This window comes from Lysinibacillus sp. BSL11 (assembly GCF_052928325.1).
The window spans coordinates 26,737-47,353 of record NZ_JAVGCX010000004.1; the positions used below are offsets into that span (position 1 = coordinate 26,737).

The 20,617-nt window shown below is 37.4% G+C and carries 19 protein-coding genes and 1 pseudogene; 10 read left to right on the plus strand and 10 right to left on the minus strand.

Features of this window, described 5'->3' with window-relative positions:
• From RCJ95_RS05770 to RCJ95_RS05780, 3 genes are all read left to right on the plus strand, one after another.
• Entirely contained in the window at nt 1-1,833 is a 1,833-nt protein-coding gene (locus RCJ95_RS05770; protein ID WP_221679092.1) for an ABC transporter ATP-binding protein, read from the plus strand.
• A gap of 350 nt (nt 1,834-2,183) precedes the next feature.
• Entirely contained in the window at nt 2,184-3,053 is an 870-nt protein-coding gene (locus RCJ95_RS05775) for a GNAT family N-acetyltransferase (RefSeq protein WP_446722015.1), read from the plus strand.
• Between the two features lie 107 nt (nt 3,054-3,160).
• Nucleotides 3,161-3,283 carry a hypothetical protein gene (locus RCJ95_RS05780; protein ID WP_004229664.1) on the plus strand — a complete coding sequence of 41 codons (123 nt, stop codon included), beginning with the start codon at nt 3,161-3,163 and terminating at the stop codon, nt 3,281-3,283.
• Between the two features lie 35 nt (nt 3,284-3,318).
• On the opposite strand, the gene helD is transcribed toward RCJ95_RS05780, so the two are convergent.
• A complete protein-coding gene (helD, locus tag RCJ95_RS05785; protein ID WP_369354270.1) occupies nt 3,319-5,547 on the minus strand; it encodes an RNA polymerase recycling motor HelD in 2,229 nt (742 codons plus the stop codon).
• 155 nt (nt 5,548-5,702) lie between these two features.
• On the opposite strand from helD, the gene RCJ95_RS05790 reads away from it, so the two are divergent.
• Complete coding sequence (locus tag RCJ95_RS05790; RefSeq protein WP_312128658.1) at nt 5,703-6,419, plus strand: glycerophosphodiester phosphodiesterase; 717 nt, start codon at nt 5,703-5,705, stop codon at nt 6,417-6,419.
• Nucleotides 6,420-6,510: 91 nt separating this feature from the next.
• Here RCJ95_RS05790 and RCJ95_RS05795 read toward each other — a convergent pair whose 3' ends face one another.
• The gene (locus RCJ95_RS05795) at nt 6,511-7,533 is read right to left on the minus strand and encodes a DUF2804 domain-containing protein (protein ID WP_004229659.1); all 1,023 of its coding nucleotides are present in this window, start codon (nt 7,531-7,533) and stop codon (nt 6,511-6,513) included.
• 183 nt (nt 7,534-7,716) lie between these two features.
• On the opposite strand from RCJ95_RS05795, the gene RCJ95_RS05800 reads away from it, so the two are divergent.
• Nucleotides 7,717-8,211, plus strand: a complete 495-nt coding sequence (locus tag RCJ95_RS05800; RefSeq protein ID WP_004229655.1) for an amidase domain-containing protein — start codon at nt 7,717-7,719, stop codon at nt 8,209-8,211.
• Between the two features lie 97 nt (nt 8,212-8,308).
• Complete coding sequence (locus RCJ95_RS05805) at nt 8,309-8,881, plus strand: nitroreductase family protein (RefSeq protein WP_221679095.1); 573 nt, start codon at nt 8,309-8,311, stop codon at nt 8,879-8,881.
• A 56-nt stretch (nt 8,882-8,937) separates the two neighbouring features.
• Here the strand turns inward: RCJ95_RS05805 and RCJ95_RS05810 are convergent, their stop codons facing one another.
• The 3 genes and pseudogenes from RCJ95_RS05810 to RCJ95_RS05820 all read right to left on the minus strand — a co-directional run bounded on the left by RCJ95_RS05810 (nt 8,938) and on the right by RCJ95_RS05820 (nt 12,113).
• Nucleotides 8,938-10,320, minus strand: a complete 1,383-nt coding sequence (locus RCJ95_RS05810; RefSeq protein WP_446722016.1) for a dipeptidase — start codon at nt 10,318-10,320, stop codon at nt 8,938-8,940.
• Between the two features lie 271 nt (nt 10,321-10,591).
• The gene (locus tag RCJ95_RS05815) at nt 10,592-11,335 is read right to left on the minus strand and encodes an SDR family NAD(P)-dependent oxidoreductase (RefSeq protein ID WP_257521057.1); all 744 of its coding nucleotides are present in this window, start codon (nt 11,333-11,335) and stop codon (nt 10,592-10,594) included.
• A gap of 23 nt (nt 11,336-11,358) precedes the next feature.
• Nucleotides 11,359-12,113: pseudogene (locus RCJ95_RS05820) on the minus strand (SDR family NAD(P)-dependent oxidoreductase).
• A gap of 192 nt (nt 12,114-12,305) precedes the next feature.
• On the opposite strand from RCJ95_RS05820, the gene RCJ95_RS05825 reads away from it, so the two are divergent.
• A complete protein-coding gene (locus RCJ95_RS05825; RefSeq protein WP_446722017.1) occupies nt 12,306-13,436 on the plus strand; it encodes a LuxR C-terminal-related transcriptional regulator in 1,131 nt (376 codons plus the stop codon).
• 292 nt (nt 13,437-13,728) lie between these two features.
• A complete protein-coding gene (locus RCJ95_RS05830) occupies nt 13,729-14,277 on the plus strand; it encodes an RNA polymerase sigma factor (protein ID WP_036078118.1) in 549 nt (182 codons plus the stop codon).
• Between the two features lie 106 nt (nt 14,278-14,383).
• Here the strand turns inward: RCJ95_RS05830 and RCJ95_RS05835 are convergent, their stop codons facing one another.
• The 5 genes from RCJ95_RS05835 to RCJ95_RS05855 all read right to left on the minus strand — a co-directional run bounded on the left by RCJ95_RS05835 (nt 14,384) and on the right by RCJ95_RS05855 (nt 18,723).
• Nucleotides 14,384-14,830 carry a MarR family winged helix-turn-helix transcriptional regulator gene (locus RCJ95_RS05835; RefSeq protein ID WP_009371643.1) on the minus strand — a complete coding sequence of 149 codons (447 nt, stop codon included), beginning with the start codon at nt 14,828-14,830 and terminating at the stop codon, nt 14,384-14,386.
• Between the two features lie 23 nt (nt 14,831-14,853).
• Nucleotides 14,854-15,258, minus strand: a complete 405-nt coding sequence (gene spx / locus RCJ95_RS05840; protein ID WP_004225558.1) for a transcriptional regulator Spx — start codon at nt 15,256-15,258, stop codon at nt 14,854-14,856.
• Between the two features lie 435 nt (nt 15,259-15,693).
• Entirely contained in the window at nt 15,694-17,265 is a 1,572-nt protein-coding gene (locus RCJ95_RS05845; RefSeq protein ID WP_004225557.1) for an ABC-F family ATP-binding cassette domain-containing protein, read from the minus strand.
• 34 nt (nt 17,266-17,299) lie between these two features.
• Nucleotides 17,300-17,485: an SE1832 family protein gene (locus RCJ95_RS05850; protein WP_004225556.1), complete on the minus strand. Its 186-nt coding sequence runs from the start codon at nt 17,483-17,485 to the stop codon at nt 17,300-17,302.
• A 191-nt stretch (nt 17,486-17,676) separates the two neighbouring features.
• Nucleotides 17,677-18,723, minus strand: a complete 1,047-nt coding sequence (locus RCJ95_RS05855; protein ID WP_221679098.1) for a PseG/SpsG family protein — start codon at nt 18,721-18,723, stop codon at nt 17,677-17,679.
• 365 nt (nt 18,724-19,088) lie between these two features.
• On the opposite strand from RCJ95_RS05855, the gene RCJ95_RS05860 reads away from it, so the two are divergent.
• Together RCJ95_RS05860 and RCJ95_RS05865 are read left to right on the plus strand one after the other, a co-directional pair.
• Complete coding sequence (locus tag RCJ95_RS05860; RefSeq protein ID WP_221679099.1) at nt 19,089-19,919, plus strand: oxidoreductase; 831 nt, start codon at nt 19,089-19,091, stop codon at nt 19,917-19,919.
• Between the two features lie 127 nt (nt 19,920-20,046).
• Complete coding sequence (locus tag RCJ95_RS05865; RefSeq protein WP_221679100.1) at nt 20,047-20,601, plus strand: NADPH-dependent FMN reductase; 555 nt, start codon at nt 20,047-20,049, stop codon at nt 20,599-20,601.
• Nucleotides 20,602-20,617 lie beyond the last annotated feature (16 nt).

The following is a 20,617-nucleotide window of genomic DNA, read 5'->3' on the forward strand; positions in this document are numbered from 1 at the left end:
ATGGGATTTTTCCAGAAACCTTTTGGCTATGAACCGCTTTTGACAAAAGATGATCTGAAACAGGCTGTGAAGAAAAAGAAGGGGCCACGTGCAGCTGATTGGAAAAGTACATTGCTGCGGTTATGGAAAATTGTCGACGAACAACGTGCACTGCTCATTGTGGTGCTCTTATTAGTGATGATTAGCTCCATATTAGCTTTAGTTGGCCCTTATGTAATCGGTCAAATGATTGATCACTATGTTATGCATGGCAAGCTTTCAGGCTTAGGTAAGGGGATTGGCTTATTAATTGGTATTTATGTGTTATTAGCTGTTTCACTTTTCCTACAAAACTATTGGATGATTGGCATCGCCCAGCAAACGATCTATAGATTAAGGACAAGTGTATTCACTCATTTTCAAAGACTGCCAGTGGCATTCTTTGATCGTCGTCAGCATGGCGAATTGATGAGTAGAATGACGAATGATATTGAAGCTGTCAGCTCAACATTGAACAGTTCCTTTATTCAGGTATTTTCAAGTGTACTTACGCTTGGGGGAACCGTCATTATTATGCTCAGTTTAAGCCCATTGCTGACAGTTCTGACGATGATCATTATTCCAATGATGTTTTGGGCGATGCGATGGATTACACGTCGTACAGCACCACTGTTTAAAGAACAGCAGGCAGCTATTGGCGCTTTAAATGGGATGATAGAAGAAACAATTTCAGGACAGCGGATTGTGAAGGCATTTTCACAAGAGGAGCGAATGAAAACAGAATTTCGTGAAAAAAGTTTGCGCTTAAAAAGAACTGGTTTTTGGGCACAGACATACTCAGGTTATATTCCTAAAGTTATGAACTTCTTAAATAATATGAGCTTTACCATTGTAGCAGGTGTAGGAGGAGTCCTTGCGTTATATGGACATGTATCGATAGGGGTAATTGTTATATTCACTGAATATGCACGACAATTTACACGTCCTTTAAATGATTTAGCAAACCAGTTTAATACGGTACTGTCAGCTATTGCTGGTGCAGAACGTGTATTTGCCTTGCTTGATGAACAACCAGAGGCAGAAAATGTGTCAGCACAAAAGCATCAACTATTGGGACATGTAACGTTTAAAAAGGTGTACTTTAAATATCAACTAGAAGAAGAAGGGTACACACTAAAAAATGTAAACTTTAAAGTGGAACCTGGTCAAACGGTAGCCCTTGTTGGTGCAACTGGGGCTGGTAAAACGACAATCCTTCAACTTATTGCAAGATTTTATGACGTCTCAAAGGGAGAGGTATTATTTGATGGTATAAATGTACAGCAAATTGATCGACAATCCCTTCGTTCACAGATGGCTTTTGTCTTACAGGATCCATTTTTGTTTGAGGCTTCTGTTCGCGAGAATATCCGATATGGTAGACTTGATGCGAGTGATGCAGAGATTGAGGAAGCGGCCAAGCGAGCTAATGCACATGATTTCATTATGAAACTAAAGGATGGGTATGATACTATTCTTGCTGCGGATGGACGCGAGATTTCCCAAGGCCAAAAGCAATTACTTTCTATAGCAAGGGCACTTATTGCTGATCCGAAAATTTTACTATTGGATGAAGCCACAAGCAGTATCGATACTGTGACAGAACTAGCCATACAAGAGGCACTCGATACGTTAATGCAAGGGCGTACCAGCTTTGTGATTGCACATCGTTTAAATACTGTCCATAATGCTGATATGGTCTTAGTTATGCATAAAGGAGAATTAGTGGAGGCTGGACCTCAGCAAAAGCTAATCGAATCAGGTGGTCTTTATGCACAAATGCTGCATTCATCCTCACACCATCTTGAGGAATAGATGGAAAAAGAGTAATTTCATTTGAAGTTGCTCTTTTTTATTGAATTAAAATATTATTAATTTGAATAGTTAGTAAAATTTTTATTAAATCAGGAAGTGGTATATAGTTAAAAAGTAACAGGTTGCAACAGAATAAATATCTCTATTTTCGAAAAATTAGTATATTATTTTATAGCTATTATTTCTAGTAAATTTCAGTCATTTTACTGAATTTTTATAGTATAAATCCTTTTATTTTTCCAATATTTGAAGTAAAATTCTGATTAATAGCGGGTATTAATATATTTTGTTGCCAGCTTATTTTCATTCTTGCTACAATAGGGCAATAGTCTGTTACAGGAACGGAGTAAATGATGAATATTTCAGTGATGACAGTGTCTTTTCCATTAGATGGAGAAACATTGAAAGAAGTAAAGTTATTATGTGAAGAAGCAACAGTTCAAGATTATCGAGTATATGAAACCATTATGAATGTACCAATGGCTAGCTCTTTCGAGAATAAAGGCTTTATGGTACTAGCGTATGAGGATGATAAAGATTTACTAGTTGGTGCTGCTAGTGCTATCGACTTAATGGGGCTTCATACATATGAGTGGTCATTAGTGGTGACACCTGCATATCGACAAAAGGGTATTGGAACTGCGTTAGTTGAGGGTATACAAGTAGGGCTAAAAGAAAGAGGGGCAGAGGGTCAATTAGCTGTAGTAATTGATGGTTCCCCTTATGGGCACACATTTATTGAAAACAAAGGGTTTACCTATAGTTTTTCAGAAACGACTCTAGAAACAAAAGCAGAGCCCGTTACATTGCGAGGTGATATAAATATTCAAGCCTATAACGGAGAGCAAGCTGAACTGATTACTATTTATTGTGAGGCTTTTGGGGATCTACCCGAAGAATCAGAAGAGCTTATTGCTTTTAATACATCAACAAATGGAAGAGAGCTTTGGATTGCTTACAGAGATGGTGCAGTTGTTGGAACAGTGACTACAGCTAAGGAAAATGAAATCCAGTGGGTAACAGCACTTGCTGTACATCCAAATTGTGAAGGACAAGGTATTGGGACAGCCCTTCTTTCCTTTTCAAAGGATTATGCGAGTAAGGTTGGTGCAGCGTTTGTCATGCTAGATGTAGAAGTAGACAATAAAAAAGCACTTTCTGTCTATGAAAAAGCAGGCTTTATGAAAGCACAGCAAATTGATTATTATGTAAAACAATAGAAAAAGGGTGATGAGTGGTATTTAATATTAACTCATCGCCCTTTTTTATCATAATCACCTACTATCTTCATATAATATTAATAAGCTTTAAGAAAGGAGTCGTGATCATGCGCATGCCAGCATTGCCAAAAAAGAAGTCGCCTCCAAAGGAAGCCCCTAGTTCATGGTGGAAAGTTGTTAAAGCTTATTTATCCAAAGGAAAGTTTTATAAGTTACCACCAAGAAATTAATAATGCAAAGAAAAAAGTCGCCTTTTAGCGACTTTTTAATTTTCTAATAAAAATGTTTTTTTGGATGGTCCGATTAAGTATAGCTCGTGCATGGCTCGTGTAAGAGCTACATAAAGTAACTTTCGGTCAATTGGTGTATCGTAAAATGGTATATCATAGGCAGCTACAATGACGGCATCAAATTCAAGTCCCTTAGCTAAGTGACTTGGAACAACAAGTAACATTTCTTGATTAATAGATTCATTTTCCGTTAGTAGTTGTGAAGCAATATCATTGTCTTTTAAAGCCTGTTGCATAGTAATGGCTTCTGCAGTAGTTTTGCAAATTAAAGCAATGGATCGATGGCCATTTTGACGAATGGCTTCAAAGATCTCTTTAATTTTAAAGGCATCGAATTGCTCCGCTTGAATAAAACTTGGTACGTTACCGTGACGCACAACGGGTTCTACTAAAGGTAGCTGTTCATTCATTTGTGTTAGAATTTGATTCGCGACTTCCATAATTTCAATTGTTGTTCGATAGCTTTTTTGCAAAGTGCGGAAGCTTGCACGGGGAAATAAGCTTTGGACAGGCTCCCAGGCTGTTAATGAGCGATAGCTATGGATACCTTGTGCTAAATCACCGACCATAGTGAACATATCTGTATCAAGACCTGCTTTTAAAGCAGCAAGCTGAAATAAACTGTAATCTTGGACCTCATCGATAAAGACAACACGCATCTTCCATTCATCTGCAATGCCTTTTAAACGTGCTTGTAAATAGTATAGTGCAGCTAAATCTTCGAGTGCCCATTGTTCTTTACGATGTGCCTGCAAAAATTGTTGCTGTTCAAGGTAATGCCATTCAGGGGCGAGTTCTGCTAATAGTTCTGCATCGGTGAGAAGGGAACGATAGAGTGTTTTAATATTATGTTTTGGAAAGCGACGCATATAAGCTGATGCCGTTGTCTTCGTTTCTTTTTCAATGGCAGGAATTCGTTCATCACGCTCATCAATGAATTTTGTGACAACACGTCGCCGTTTTTCATCATCTCGAATTCCATTTAAGGCTTTACCCAATGCCTCATCATACTTTTTATGGAGTGTAGTTAAAACAGCCTGTTTTTTTTGACGTACATGGCTTGCTAAGACCTTTTTAATATGCTCAAGTCGCTTTTCGATAGGCATATATGAAAATTCATATAAAAACAGCTTCTTCAGGTGGGAAGCACGCATGATACAGTATTTTTCAATATAGACATCTTCGAATTGCTCTGCGATCTTTTGTTCCAGCTTTTGTACGTAGCGTTCGATGACATCGCGATAGTAAAGTGAGCCTTTCATTTCAGCAATCCAGGCAGTAGGCTGATGACTACCTCCAGCAACGAGTAACTCTAATTGCTCATTTGGATTTTGAAGCTTAAGCTTTAACTTTGTGGCAGAAAGAACGTAGTCTGTAAAAGTAGTTTGGCATATTTTATCGACGCCAAGCTCTGGTAAAACATCGCCTATATAATCAATAAATAGCTTATTCGGTGCTAAAATCATGAGCTGTTCAGGATTAAAATGTTCACCCATTGTATAAAGGAAATAGGATATTCTGTGTAGAGCAATGGTTGTTTTTCCACTGCCAGCAGCACCTTGCACAATAATTGGTTGACGAAGATGTGCTCGAATAATTTCATTTTGTTCCTTTTGAATTGTTGAAACAATTTCAGTTAGACGAACATCAGCTTTTCCAGCCAATGCTTCTTGGAGTAGTTCATCATTTGTTGTTAGATCAATATCTCTTATATCGAGTAATTCGCCATTTTCGATCTTGTATTGCCTTTTAGCATAGAGATGTCCCTTATGAACTTCACCACGGACATCATACTCCATGTCACCAAGACGTCCATCATAATAAACATTAGCTACGGGTGAGCGCCAATCAACAATAATGGGCTCATGGGTTTCACGATGAAATAGTGATGTCTTCCCAATATAAAGGAATTCTTCTGGGTCACCGGTTTTTTGGAAATGGATTCTAGCGAAATAGGGCTTCTTGCGAACGGCCTCTAGACCTTCTTTTTGATTACGTGCCATTTCAAAAAACCGGGCATTTGTTAAGATATTTAAATAACTTAAACTCGAATCTAAGTAATCAAGATCGGCCATAGATTTACGGATATTTTCTTGAGCAGATTTTAAATCTCGTTGTGATTCGTCTAATATTTGTTGCATATAGCCCTGGGTATACGCTAACCGCTCTACTTCAGCCTGAAAATCTGGATGTTGTACAGTCATTTTTTAGCACCTCCTAGGTACTTACAATTTCAAAGTAGATTATCATACTACTATATATAATATTTACCAGCAAGTGAAAGCAAAAAGTTAATTGTGCTACTATTACATGGGGCTGGAAGGTTTTTCTTTGATAATAATAGAGGAGGTTATTGAATTTGGACATATTTGCACATAGAGGTGTTTCGATAAACTATCCAGAAAATACGATGGCTGCCTTTCAAGCAGCATCAAAGCTCCCTATAGCAGGGATAGAGCTAGATGTTCATTTAACCGCAGATAAAGAGGTAGTGGTGATTCATGATGAGACCATTGATCGTACCTCCAATGGCTCAGGCTATGTAAAAGACTTTACATTACAGCAATTACGTACATTTGATTTTGGTTCGTGGTTTTCACGGGAGTTCGGAGATGAAGTAATTCCTACGTTAGGGGAAGTGTTGGAGATATTTTCAGGTACCAATCACCGTATCAACATTGAACTGAAAACAGACATTATTGCCTATGAAGGAATAGAAGCGCTCGTGCTCAAAGAAGTAGCAGCACAGCAAATGACAGAGCGGGTGATCATTTCATCTTTCAATCATGAATCATTGCAAACAATATCAAAAATAGCGCCCTATATAGAAAGTGCAGCATTGTTTGCAGAGGTGCTGGTGGATTTCCCAACTTACATTGCTCTTATACCCGCTAAGGCGTTACATGTAAGTTTGCCAACTTCCTTTCGTAAATCAGTTAAACTAGCTCTCGCTGAAGGCGCAACTGTCCGTGTGTATACAGTCAATGAACAACGTGATGCTCGACGTTTACAAGAGCTCGGTGTACAGGCGATATTTACAGATGATCCAGAAAAAATAGTAAGAGCCCTTAGTTAGAGAAGAAGTGGACAGCTAAGAGACAAAAGCTTCCGTGGAATCATTTGCATTTTCAAAATACCCACGGAAAGCAACGTCTTCTAGAGGGTTTTTACCATTTTGCACGATGCTCCTCAATACATCCGAGCATTTGTTGAATAACCAGTGTTTCACCATTGTCGAGTAAAATAGAACCGTCGTAATAGCCAAATAGCTGATGTACCTCTGATTTAACTAGTTTGGCATTCGTTTGGGCTATACGCTCAAAAAAGGGTGAAAAGGTTAAGGAGACCTGATTGGAAAATTTAGTTTTTACTTTCCAACGCTGCATATAATCTTCGGAATCATAGTGAAATAATAAATCCTCATGTATTTTTGTCATTTTACCATCAACAAAAACAGCATTTTCAGTCATGCCTGTGCCATCTGTCCATTTACCTCCTAAATTAAGCCCGATCCGTCGTCCGCGTACTCGTTGAGAGGCCATTCCCCAATTCCATAATGCTTCACGTGGCCATACACCTCGTCCATAATCCAACACAGCAAAATTCTCCTCAGCTGAGAAATTAAACCGTCGAGTACCAATTGTGACAACACCTGATGTTGGCAATATGTGATGCTTGCCTGTGAACTGAAATGTTTTCCGATTCCAAGGAATGACTACATTTAGGGTTTCGTCAGCTGGTGGGTGCTGAATGATAAGCTTTGCTCGTAAAACATCTCCGTCAAAGTTTGGTATGGAAACAGATAGATGTGTTTCATTTTGTATATATAATAAATCAATCATCATTTCACTATTTTTAAATGAAACAGATTCTAAAACCTGTGTAGGCATTTTTAGTTTACCACCGAAGGGGATTGTGATCGTTTTTTCAAAATAGCGCTGTGTTTCATATTCAAGGAAATAAACGAAGCAGACTGCTGCGTAATCTAGATGACTAATCGTAGCTGAAAACAAGATTTCATCACCGTAGACACACCAATAGTTCCATTTCTTTTTGCGCATGAGATGGCCGCTTAAATTGCTATTAATAAGTGGTTTGCGTGCAAATCCGATGGCTGCTGGATTTAAATTACCTTTTTTGTCGCATAAAAGAGTTGGCTGTAAAATCTCTTTCTCAGCATGCTGCCTCACATTCAACATCCCTTCTGGTCATAAAATAAAATTGACATATCTTTAAACCCTATTGTAGCAAAAATGTTCTTGAAATTGGAAAGGAACATGCTGAATATAATGGATTTCAATAAGAATTATGAGGAAGGACCTAACTAATAGAAATGCTTAAATAGACATATGATGGCATGAGGAGGTTATGGTATGGCAAAAATGTATAATAGGCAGGCTGCAGTTCAATATGCTAATTTGTGGTGGAACAGACGCAATCCTGCTTTTCCAAATTTTGATGTAGATTGCACAAACTATATATCTCAGTGTTTACTTGCAGGGGGGGCACCGATGCGAGGTGCACCAAGTAGAGAGAAAGGCTGGTGGATTCAGCAAGGGAATTGGAGCTTTAGCTGGTCTGTTGCCCATTCATTACGATGGTATTTAGAAGGATCTACAACTGGATTGAAGGGAAGACGTGTTCAATATGCAGAGGAACTAGAGCTTGGAGATGTCATTTTTTATGATTTTCAAGGGAATGGGAGAATTGACCACTCCGTTATTGTTACAAGTATTCAAAATGGTATTCCTTATGTGAATGCCCATACCTCAGATAGTATTAATAGACCTTATTTTTACGAGGATTCCACCGCCTATACACCAAGCATGACCTACTTTTTCTATCATATAGATGACAGTTTTGCTTAGGAACAGGTAGTTTTAAAGCATACAAATATATGATAATGTGAAAGATAGAAGAGATAAACTCTAATATGTTGTCTTATGGTAGAAGGAGAATTGATATATGAGCGAACAAATTTTATCTGTTAGAGATGCAATTATTCAACGCCGTTCCATTAAAAAGTTTAATGGCCAGCCAGTAGAACGTGAGGATTTAATGGCTATTATTGACGATGCAGTATGGGCTCCCAACCATGGTAATCGCGAGCCGTGGCGATTAGTTATTGCCTGTGGAAAGGAATTAACAAGCCTTCATCAGCTATTACGGGACTTAACAATTCCTAAATGGCAGGAGCTTTCAAGCGAAGATTTAGCGAAGCAGATGTTGAAATTTACATTACCAGGCGGCTATGCCTTTGTTATCGTTCCAGAGGATGCGCGTCAAAAAGAACGTTTAGAAGATTATGCAGCGGCAAGTACATTTATTCAAAACATGCAGTTACTGGCATGGGATAGGGGCATAGGCTCTTGCTGGAAAACACCAGGCTTCCTAGATAACCCAAAATTCCGTGAAGCTTTAAAGGTACAGCCAGGTGAGCGTGTCATTGCTATGCTACAAGTTGGTTATTTTGATGAGGTGCCAAAAGGCAAAGAACGCAAACAAGCAGCTGATATCGTTACAATTTTTGGTGAGTAATCAAACAAAAAATCCCTTCACTTTAAAAGTGAGGGGATTTTTTTATTAATCGATATTTATTTTTGTAATCCTGAAACCTCATATAAATAATCACTCAGAACACGTAAGCCTTTATCAAAGTTTTCTAAATGGAAGTGTTCATTTGGGGCATGGAAGTTTTCACTTGATAGACCGAAGCCCATTAACACTACAGGTAATTCTAAAATTTCATCAAACGCAGCGACGATAGGGATGGATCCACCGCCTCGTGTGTATGCTGTCAGTACATTATACACTTTTTCATAAGAGCGTCCAGCAGCCTGGATAAATGGATGATCGAAAGGCGTTAGGAATGGACGGCCTTTATCGAATTCAGAAATGCTGATTTCCACACCAGCAGGTTTGTGCTTTTCAACATGTGCTTTTAAAAGTGCTACAATTTCATCTGGCTCTTGATTTGGTACAAGGCGGCATGTGATTTTAGCGCCAGCTTCAGCGGGTAGCACTGTTTTGATGCCTTCACGTGAGAAACCACCAAATACACCGTTAACCTCTAGGGTTGGGCGTGCCCAAGTACGTTCTAAATAAGAATATCCTTGTTCACCGAATAATTCTTTTACGCCAACTTCCTGTTTAACAGATTCTTCATCGAAGCCAAGCGCAAGATAAGCCTCACGTTCCTCTTCTGTTAATGGCAACACTTTGTCGTAGAAACCTTCAACTTGAATCGTACCATGCTCATCACGGAAGGATGCTAAAATTTCAGCTAATGCATGAATAGCATTTTGTACGCCACCACCATAAAGACCGGAGTGTAAATCTCCCTTAGCTCCACGCACATCAATTTGAATGCCCGTTAAGCCTCGTAAACCATAGCATACCGCAGGCTTCCCAGGACCATAAAGACCTGTATCGGAAATTAAAATTAAATCGGCGGCTAGTTTTTCTTTATTTTGCTCAACATAGGCAGGTAGATGTGGACTACCAATTTCTTCTTCACCTTCATAAATGAATTTAACATTAACTGGTAATGTCCCTGTTGTAGCAAACAATGCCTCAATCATTTTTAAGTGCATAAAGACTTGTCCTTTATCATCACTTGCACCACGAGCAAATAATTTATTGTCTCGAATTGTAGGATTGAAAGGTTCACTGTCCCATAAATTTAATGGATCAACAGGTTGAACATCATAATGACCATAAAATAAAATAGTTGGTTTACCTTCAGCATGTAGCCAGTCTGCATAAACAACAGGGTGCCCAGCTGTTTGTGTAATGGAGATATTTTCAAGATTTAGTTTTTCAAACGCACTGGCTAGCCACTCAGCTGCATGTTGAATATCCTCTTTATGCTCGGATAAAGAACTGATACTTGGAATACGTAAAAATTCATTCAGTTCATTTAAATGTGCCTCACGATGTTCTGCAAAATAAGCATCAATTTGCTGTAAATTAGTCATTTAGCATCCTTCTTTCTAATATTTCGATAATAGAAATAGTATAGCATAATTTGCTTTTAGGAAACTTAAATTGTCTTGAAAGATTACACATAGCACCTACAAAATAAACCACAAGTGCTAAATAGCAATTGTGGTTGAGTATTACTTGAGTGGGTTATAAATTTTTTCAGTGAAGTGTTCAGATACAACAGCCAGATCGCTTCGTACTATTAACAGCTAGAATGCATCACTAAAATGCGCTAGCTATCAGGCAAGTCTATTCAAAGCCTCATTAGTGAGCAGTATAACCACCATCAACAAGAAGGGTTGTACCATTAACAAAGCTTGCGTCATCGCTAGCTAAGAAGAGAACGGCTTTAGCTATTTCTTCTGGTTTACCAAGTCGACCTTGTGGGTGAAGGGAAGCTAAATATTCTTTCTTCTGAGCATCGACCTCAGCTAATAGGGGAGTGTCGATATAGCCAGGACACACTGCATTTACACGAATACCGTGTTTAGCGTAAGCAGTACATAGGTTTTGTGTTAATAATTTAACGCCACCTTTTGCAGATGAGTAGGCTGTAGGGTTTGGTAAGGCAACGAAGCTATGAATGGAACCAGCGTTAACAATGACGCCGCCTGTTCCTTGAGCAAGGAATTGTTCAATTGCGTATTTATCAGAAAGAAATACACCTGATAAATTAATATCAATTGTTCTTTTCCATTTTTCAAAAGAAAGCTCGTGTGCTGGTGCATCGTCAGCTACGCCTGCATTTGCATACATAATATCAAGTTTACCGTATTTAGTAACGGTTTCCTTTATCATGTTTTGAATGTCCGCTTCATTTGTTACATCTGTTTTCACGAAGAGTGTATCAAAACCATTGTTATTTAATTCTTCAGAAACGCTTTGTCCACGATCAGAAAAATCGGCAATAACGACTTTAGCTCCTTCTTCAACAAAGAGACGAACTGTGGCTTCACCAATCCCACTAGCTCCACCTGTAACAATTGCTACTTTATCTTTTAGTTTCATATAAATGACCACCTTTAGTAATGTTATTTTGCTGTTGCACCGCCATCAATAACGAATTCTGCACCTGTTGAAAAGGAAGATTCATCAGAAGCTAAAAATAATACAGTTTGCGCTACTTCCTTTACAGAGCCTAAACGTCCTAATGGGAATAAGTTTTTACCTAATTCAACTTTTGAGCTTCCTGTTGTTGCTGATGCATAGTCTGCCATACCTGTATCAATGTAGCCGGGATGAATGGAGTTGACACGTACGCCGTATTGAGCATACTCCATAGCAGCATCTTTTGTCATAATGCGAACAGCCCCTTTACTCGCGCCGTATAATACGTGACCAGCTGCCCCTGTTAAGCCTGCAATAGAGGAAGCATTAATAACAGAACCATTATGTTGCTTTGTCATAAGCGGCATAATATGCTTCATACCTAAGAACACACCTGTCACATTGATGGACATTAAGCGGTTCCAGTCAGAAAGCTCGATTTCTGCAAGAGGTTTTATGATATAGATACCTGCATTATTGAAAAGAATATCCACTTTATTAAATGTTTTTATTGATTCATCTGCTACCTTTTTCCAGTCTTCTTCATTACTTACATCGTGGTGGAAAAATACTGCCTCACCGCCGATAGTTTGAATATCACGGACTGTTTCGTTCCCAGATTGTTCATTTATATCAGTATAACTATTTTTGCTCCCTCTTTAGCAAATAATAATGCAGTTTCTTTCCCGATTCCTGTACCTCCACCTGTAATAATGGCCACTTTGTTTTCTAATCTCATTTCAAGCACGCACCTTTCATTTTTTCTGGTTATATGGTTGCCTGAGGATTCAAAAGTATTCGCATTGTCTAGCGATACCTTCATCTTACTCCTTTCAATTTGAAATACTATCCTATAAGATGCTGTATAATATAGTGAATGAATATCCTCCATTTATAGGGGTATTTTTAGTGTGAAGGAGAAGAATTTCCTATGACGCATCCATTTCAATCAATTGAAGAAGTAACAATTCAAGAGTTTGTGTTGTTTATTAAAATTCATCATAAGCAAATTGAAGAGAATACAATTATTTACCTTAATCTAGAACCTTCTATAACTGGGGCAGATCGAAAAAGAGCAGCAATGCTATTAGATTCATTTTTGCGTTTAATGACACATGCAAATATCGATGAACTAAATAATGATGATAAGTATTTTTTTAACACATGGCTTCAATCACAGTTGTCCATTATTGATAGGAAGAGCTTTAATTTATTTCAATTAATTTTTGAGAAATCATTGATTACTTTTATGATTCAACAGAAGAGTAGTCGAACGAACGCCATCTTCATGTATATATTATCGACATTTACGTTACTTGTAGAGCTATACTATGGCTGTGAGGGAGATAACCAAACTGGTAACATAACTACTGAAAATCAAAAAATTAGGCATCTACAGCTATTAGATAGGCTTGATAAATTGCTCATTAGTTCTTCAGGTTATCAGGATTTAGCCCTTATTTTAAAAAAATGTGAAGAGTATTTTAGTTATAAAAGATGTGTATTTTACGCATATGTCCCATGGTCCAATCAATTTTATGGAGTTATTGGCGCAGAGCTACCTAAGGTGCAAAGCATGAAAGGGGAGTTGACTGGAGAAAACACGATACTTAGTTCAAGAAAACCCATTTATTTAAAAAATCCTAAAAATTACGTGAAAGAAGAGCATATCCAATTATTTAATTTATCCTCGATTATTTTTATTCCCATTTTGTGTGAAGATCAATTATTTGGATGGCTAACATTTGATCAGCTAGGGGAGGAATTTGATTGTACAAAGGAAGAATTAACACTCCTTGAGGAAGTAGGGAAGCGTTTAGGTTTATTTTTATCACGTAAGGTCGAGAAGGTAGAAAAGAATACAGTGCTTCATTTAACTGACAGGGAATCGATGATACTTGGCCTGCTTGCCGAAGGATATGATAATAAAAAAATTGCTGGTTTATTATTTTTAAGTGAGCATACTGTCAGGGATTATGTAAGCAGTCTGATGACAAAGCTCAAAGCAAAGAATCGAACACAGGTCGTTGCCTCAGCCTTTCGTCTAGGGCTGCTAAGCTAACACACCAATGCACTTCTATTAGGAGTGCATTTTTTGTTTCTTCAAATGCTAATTAATATTCAGACAATAAATACTATTAAAAATATAGTTTAATTAATAGATAACTATTGTCATCAAAAGCTTTTTTGAAGGGAAAGCAGTATAGTAGTAAAACAATTTTTACGAATATTACAAGTGAAAGCGATTAAGCTTACACGATTGTAATGAAATTGAAAGCCAATGCGATAGAGTGTAATACATTATTTTGCGAGAATGTGTATAGAAGCAAGAACAAGAAGCGGAGGCATACACAATGAATGAAAAATTAGAAGGCGTATACGAGGAATACAATCGTTATATATATCATTTATGTTTAAAACTAACTCGCAATAATATAGAAGCGGAAGACTTAATGCAAGAAGTTTGGGTTAAGGTTGTACGCTATGAAGATAGCGTGGCCGAAGTAGAGCATATTAAAGCTTGGCTGACAACTATTACAATGAATACATTTAGAGATCGCTATCGTAAAAAAGTACGACGTAGCAAGTATATGATGAACCAACCTGAAACATTAGACGTACCGATTCTAGATTTGGTTCCCAATAACGATATTTCTACAGAAGAAAAAATTGAAAAGGACATTGTGACAAAACTAGTCCAAGATAAAATGGAGCAATTAGATGCCATTTATAGAAAGACTTTATGGTATTTCTACATAGACCAATATTCACTTGCAGAAATCTCTACAATTATGAAAGTTTCCATTGGTACTGTGAAATCTCGTTTATTCCGTGCAAAGGCTCGATTAAAAGAAATGCTCATGTCAGATACAGCTATAGTGGAATCTGTGCTACCAGCTTAATAAAGCAGATTGGTCGCACATCACGGTACTTAGACGGAAGTATTTGGTCGACTAATCAAAAAAGATGCATTCGCAAATAATTGCAAATGCATCTTTTTATTGTGCTTCAATCTGGCCGATTTGTCTCCACATCCAATAAACATTTAGAAAAAATAGTTCGTAAGGTTTGCAGTTCCTCCGCTGTTAGCATACCAAACATATTATTAATGATTTCACTCACTTGTTGACGAGATTCCTTTAATATGTTTTCACCGTCAGCCGTAATGACTAGTTGAGAAGCACGGCGGTCTGTGGCATGCTGTGTTTTTTCAATAAAGCCACCATTTATCAGCTTGGTTGTTAAAACAGTGACGCCACCAGTAGTTACTTTTAACCGCTCAGCAATAGCAGAAGGGCGTTTTGGGCCCTCCTGCGATAAGTAGTCTAAAATTAAAATATGGGATTTTGAAAAGCCGAGTACATTATGATTATTCCACTCGTTTGCCCACTTACGCTCAATAGATGAAACGACTTCAAACAACGAGGTAATGGCTTTTTGTTTTTCTTGGTCCATAGAAGGTCATCTCCAAAACTGTTTTAACTTTCTTGTGCCAATCTTGTCATCGCATTTAATTCGTAAGCACGTACTTTACGTGGGATAAAACGACGGATGTCCATCTCATTGTAACCAACTTGAATACGTTTTTCATCTATTATAATAGGGCTTCGCAACATTCTTGGGTGTGCCTGAATGATAGCAAATAGCTCTTGAATAGAAAGTTGGTCGATGTCGATATTTAAGTTTTTAAAGTCATTTGAGTTTGTTGCAATGATTTCATCTGTGCCATCTTCAGTCATGCTTAGAATTTCTTTGAATTCTGCAAGTGTAAGTGGGTGAGATGTAATACGTTTTTCTTTATATTCTATGTTGTGATCTTTTAACCATTTAAGTGCTTTTCTGGATGAAGAACAGCTCGCTTGTGAGTAAATTGTAACTGTCATTCTTCATTCCTCGCTTTCTTTTTTAGATTATATTTTACAAATAGCTTATTAGTAAGTTAATAGTTTATATATATATCTTACTAGTAAGCTATATATAAATCAATAGTTAATTGAAAAAATTTCTCAATCGTATTATTATTTTTTCAGTTATATTAAAATATACGAAGATAAGCGTAAAAAGTTTCGTTTATTCAGCTTACAATGATGTAAGTTTATGTTAACTCTTTAGAATTTGTCTTTTTAAGCATAAAATCGATGATGAGTTAATAGGGACTACTAGAATTCTAAATTGTCTCGTAGGAGAGAGTTAGTTGGAAGTAGGAGTAAAATTGTTAGTCCACTGATTATAGTATGTTTATATGAGGCTATTTATACATCGAAGTTAAAAAATTTAAAAGAGCAGCCCCATAACATGTTGGGCTGCCCTTGAAATAATTAGTCTTGGCCTTGTTGTCCAGAAGTAAACCAATCTTGAACATTCCAGACTTTTGTTACGAGTCCTTCATAGAAATCAGGTTCGTGACTTACTAGCACAATGGTACCTTTAAATTCTTTCATGGCACGTTTTAATTCATTTTTTGCATCTACATCTAAATGGTTTGTTGGTTCGTCGAAGAGAAGCCAGTTAGCTTCCTCCATCATTAATTTACATAAACGCACTTTGGCTTGCTCGCCACCAGATAATGAATTAAGCGGACGTGTAATATGGTCAGTTTTTAGGCCAGCTCTTGCTAAAGCTGCACGTACTTGGGCTTGTTCCATAGAAGGGAAAGCATTCCAAACATCATCAATTGGCGTGATTTTCTCAGCTTTTACTTCCTGTTCAAAATAGGAAGGATATAGGTAGTCTCCGCGGACTACTTTCCCACCAAGCGCATTAATTTTACCTAACATTGTTTTTAATAATGTGGATTTACCCACACCATTCATACCGACTAAAGCAATTTTTTCTCCTCGTTCAATCGCAAAAGATAGTGGAGGAAGTAATGGCTTGTCTTTATCGTAACCAATCACTAAGTTCTCAGCCTCTACAACGTAGCGGCTAGATGAACGGGCTTCTTTAAAACCGAATTCTGGTTTTACAGCTGTTTCTGGGCGATCAATTCGCTCTAAACGATCAAGTTGCTTAGCACGTGATTTTGCACGACCAGTAGTGGAGTAACGTGCCTTGTTTTTAGCTATAAAATCTTCTTGCTTCTTGATGAATTCCTGTTGCTTTTCATAGGCTTCAATATGCTGACGTTTATTGATTTCAGCAAGCTCAAGGAATTTTTCGTATGTTGCAGTATAACGAGTTAATTTTGAAAATTCCAATTGGAAGATGACATCCACTGTTTCGTTCATAAATTCTGTATCATGTGAGATTAGAAGGAAAGCATATGGATAGTTCTTTAAATAAATTTTCAACCAAGTAATATGTTCCTCATCAAGATAGTTCGTCGGCTCATCTAGTAAAAGTACTTTAGGTTTTTCTAATAAAAGCTTAGCGAGGAGTACCTTTGTGCGCTGTCCACCAGAAAGAGCAGCTACATCACGCTCTAAGCCAATGGCATCAAGTCCAAGTCCACGTGCCACCTCTTCAATTTTCATATCTAATGTATAAAAATCTCCTGCATCTAATGCATCTTGTACTTCTGCCATTTGTTCTAAAAGTACTTCTAATTCTTCAGGCGTTGCGTCTGCCATCTTGCCTGTAATTTCATTCAGCTCTTCTTCTTTTTTATATAATGGTAAAAAGGCATCGCGTAACACTTCACGCATTGTTCTACCAGCCGTTAGTACGGTATGTTGGTCTAGATAACCATAGTGCGTACCAGGCAACCACTCAACTTTTCCTGTATCGTGGATCGTTTGACCTGTAATGATGCCCATTAATGTAGACTTACCAACACCATTAGCTCCTACAAGTCCAATATGATCACCTTCCACTAAGCGAAACGATACATCTTTAAAGAGTGTACGATCACCGAAAGAATGACCTAAATTTTCTACTGTTAATATTGCCATTTCTGTTCCTCCAACTATCTTTCTTGTTTACATTTTATAGTTCTGCAAGCTGCTTGTTAAGTTCTGCTAATTGAGCTTCCATATTCGCAAGACGTTGCTCTGCCTTAGCTACCTGATCGTTGTGCCCAGTAGACTCCAACTTTTCTATATCACCTTGTAAATTCATATAGTCCATTTTTAACTCTCTAATTTGGTATTCAATATCACTTTTTGTTGGCATGAAGACTACTCCTTTTGAGACTATTTTTATAGTGAATGCGTGTAAAAGCGATGGAGGTTTTAAGAATCCCCCACCGCTTATTCTTTAAAATCAATCGGGTACTTGTTGAATTTACTTATGTCCAACTTCTGTAAGAGGTGTTGGAGTGAAAAATTCTTATATATTGTATCATAATCATCTTGGAAGTAGCACTAAGTAGAAGCGATATTATGACGATCATAAGCAAAATCTAAGAGTAATGCTTGAAGTGTTTCATTATTATCAGCAAGATTGAGTTGTCGCTGTTTTCTCACTGCTCGTTCACTGCGAGCTTCGTGTAAAAGAAATTCCATGACAGCATTTTGGATTTGTGATTGCTTCATTTTTCGACCAAGTCCTAGATGGATAAAGCCATTATGCTCACGAGGGAAAGCATGTAAAAGCTCAGCTTCAGTTTGCGCAAGTGTAATGCATGGCACGCCAAAAGAGGCAATCTTATAAGGTGTATAGTTAGCATTACAAATAATGACATCTGCTTTAGGTAGTAGTTTGAGGAGTGCATTTTTATCTCGAAGAATAGCAGTATTGCGACGACTAAGTACCATCATTTGCAAGTCATCCGTTGCATGGCGATAGCTTTCGTCAATCATAACTGTAATTTGTAGTGGTATTTGTAGTTGAGTTAGGTGTCGAAGTGTTCGATACGTTAAATTATGCTCGTCCCCATCCTCGAAAGCGACAACGATATGAGGCGGATTTTCAGGTGTTTTACTATCAGATATATTATCGAAATGCTGATAAGCATCTGGCAGGGCAAAAACAAAGCTTCCACCAATATAATGTGCTGGTAAATAATCTTTCACTTCTTGATAGAGTGCTAGTAGTACACAATCACAGGCTTGGCCACCTTCACCAAAATCATCAAAATGAATAATTGTTTTGCAGAAAGGTCGTAATTCTTCTACTTGCCAGCCTTCAGAATTTCGCCCATCTCTAACAATTAAATCAGGTTGAAGTCCTTTGATTTGCTTAGGTAATTCGTTAAAGTGATCAAATAGAATAGGAGAAACTCCTTCATTCATTAAAATTTGGATTCCGTCATTTGAAGGAGTCTTTACAAAGATAAAAACCTTCTCATTCGAAAGTAGTTTAGCTAATGTTGAAACCCGTTCAAAAGGATACAGCCCTTTATCAATACAGCTTTCAATAATGAAAACAATCGTTTTTTTTGGTTCAATTGCGTGTGTTTCGTTTTGCAAATGTATCCCATCCTTTCCTCTGTCTCTTTAAATTATGGCGAAGAAAGAGCAAGTATGTGTAAAATTTAGGATTTGCTCATGAATGTCTCTAGAGGAATCTTCTAAAATAGCTATCTTTAAACAGTTTTAATCACCAAAAAATGGTCGATATATATAGAAAGGCGAATTGTAGAAATATACATAACAACTGGAAGGTCTTTATCTTGGTTCAGAAAAATCTCTTTACAAATGGAGATGATGGCATGTTTTGCTTAACTCCGATGTGTCAAGATAAGGTCAACGCAGGGTGTCAAGAATTTGAAGGCGAGCTTTTAGAGTGAGCCGTAATTGATATACTATCAATAAGTAGAAGGACGGGAGAAAAAATGAGTATGCGTGCAGCGATTGTTGTAGGGGCGACTGGTTTAACCGGCTCCGCTCTAGTTGAACAATTATGTGAAAATGATGAGTATATTTCAGTAACAGTTATTGCACGAAGAAAGCTAACTTATATGCATCCAAAGTTAGAAGTGAAAATTCGTGATTTTGATAGAATAGAAGAAAACGATATAGGATTTGCTCATGAATTGTATTGTTGCTTAGGTACAACCATTAAAAAGGCAGGCTCTCGTGAAATGTTTGAAAAGGTAGATTTTGAATACCCGTTAGCAATTGCATCTTTAGCAAAAAAACGGGGAATCCCTCATTTTCTTGTGATTACGGCAATGGGAGCTAATGAGAATTCTCCATTTTACTATAATCGAGTTAAAGGCAAACTTGAGCGTGATTTAGAGGAACTAGGCTTACAAAGACTTTCCATTATTCGCCCCTCACTCTTAGTAGGGAACCGTGATGAATTTCGATTAGGAGAAAAGGCAGGAGAAAAATTATTAAAGCTTGCACAGCCTTTATTAATTGGACCTTTAAAACGTTCTAGAGCAATTGAAGCTACACAAGTGGCAAAGGCTATGATTATTATTGCCCTATATGGTAAACAACAGCCAGTCACTATTTATCCATCAGATGAGTTAGCAACATTAGATTATCCGGAAGTACCAGAAGAGGACATTTCAAGAGAAACATTATTTAATTGGGATAAGCTGAATGAAGGCGAGAAAGTTAATCGGGAGGTTGTCATTAATCGAGATAAATATAAACTTGAGGAAACGGTCATTGATAAGGAAGTCCATTTCCGACAACGTGATCAGGATAATTAATTTAGGGATTAAATTCTCGTTCCGTCTAAAGACTGAATTTATATCAATTGTCATGACAATCCTTTCCGAGCCACTTTTCATTTGTTACAATATTATTGTAGAAGATGAATGTGGAGGCAAAGTAAAGATGAAAATTTTACTCGTAGATGGCACGATGTTTGGTCGTAAAACTGGTGCTATTTTAGAGCAAGTGGAGCAATATATTAAAGAATTAGATGCTAGTTTCGAGTTAGAAATGATGCATTTTAGTCAATATAAGCATCAAATTGTGGATGGTTCTCCATTAAATGATGATATGAAAAAAATGATTCAACAATTTGAGGAGGCAGACGCTTACATTATTGCAACGCCTATTTTCCAAGCGTCTATTCCAGGCGTTTTGAAAAATGCCTTTGACTTCTTACACCCTAAAACAATGCGCTATAAGCCCGTATCCATTGTTGCAAATGGAGGCACATATCAGCATCACCTTGTAGTCGAAAATCAGCTAAAACCTATTTTAGACTACTTCCGAGCGCTTGTTACGCCAAACTATGTGTATACACATACATCACATTTTGATGCAGATAATAATATTGTAGACGCAGACGTTCATAGTCGTTTACGTGAATTAGCTCGTGTATTTGTTCAATACTGTGAAATGAGCAAGAACTTGCCCAAAGAAACAATTGACCAACATTAAGATAGCCCTTGTACGG

Bases quoted from the DNA above. Each gene is read 5' to 3' on its own strand.
- RCJ95_RS05770 (WP_221679092.1), top strand. From the start codon at position 1: ATGGGATTTTTCCAGAAACCTTTTGGCTATGAACCGCTTTTGACAAAA.
- RCJ95_RS05775 (WP_446722015.1), top strand. From the start codon at position 2,184: ATGATGAATATTTCAGTGATGACAGTGTCTTTTCCATTAGATGGAGAA.
- RCJ95_RS05780 (WP_004229664.1), top strand. From the start codon at position 3,161: ATGCGCATGCCAGCATTGCCAAAAAAGAAGTCGCCTCCAAAGGAAGCC.
- helD (WP_369354270.1), bottom strand. From the start codon at position 5,547: ATGACTGTACAACATCCAGATTTTCAGGCTGAAGTAGAGCGGTTAGCG.
- RCJ95_RS05800 (WP_004229655.1), top strand. From the start codon at position 7,717: ATGGCAAAAATGTATAATAGGCAGGCTGCAGTTCAATATGCTAATTTG.
- RCJ95_RS05805 (WP_221679095.1), top strand. From the start codon at position 8,309: ATGAGCGAACAAATTTTATCTGTTAGAGATGCAATTATTCAACGCCGT.
- RCJ95_RS05810 (WP_446722016.1), bottom strand. From the start codon at position 10,320: ATGACTAATTTACAGCAAATTGATGCTTATTTTGCAGAACATCGTGAG.
- RCJ95_RS05815 (WP_257521057.1), bottom strand. From the start codon at position 11,335: ATGAAACTAAAAGATAAAGTAGCAATTGTTACAGGTGGAGCTAGTGGG.
- RCJ95_RS05825 (WP_446722017.1), top strand. From the start codon at position 12,306: ATGACGCATCCATTTCAATCAATTGAAGAAGTAACAATTCAAGAGTTT.
- RCJ95_RS05830 (WP_036078118.1), top strand. From the start codon at position 13,729: ATGAATGAAAAATTAGAAGGCGTATACGAGGAATACAATCGTTATATA.
- RCJ95_RS05835 (WP_009371643.1), bottom strand. From the start codon at position 14,830: ATGGACCAAGAAAAACAAAAAGCCATTACCTCGTTGTTTGAAGTCGTT.
- spx (WP_004225558.1), bottom strand. From the start codon at position 15,258: ATGACAGTTACAATTTACTCACAAGCGAGCTGTTCTTCATCCAGAAAA.
- RCJ95_RS05845 (WP_004225557.1), bottom strand. From the start codon at position 17,265: ATGGCAATATTAACAGTAGAAAATTTAGGTCATTCTTTCGGTGATCGT.
- RCJ95_RS05850 (WP_004225556.1), bottom strand. From the start codon at position 17,485: ATGCCAACAAAAAGTGATATTGAATACCAAATTAGAGAGTTAAAAATG.
- RCJ95_RS05860 (WP_221679099.1), top strand. From the start codon at position 19,089: ATGAGTATGCGTGCAGCGATTGTTGTAGGGGCGACTGGTTTAACCGGC.
- RCJ95_RS05865 (WP_221679100.1), top strand. From the start codon at position 20,047: ATGAAAATTTTACTCGTAGATGGCACGATGTTTGGTCGTAAAACTGGT.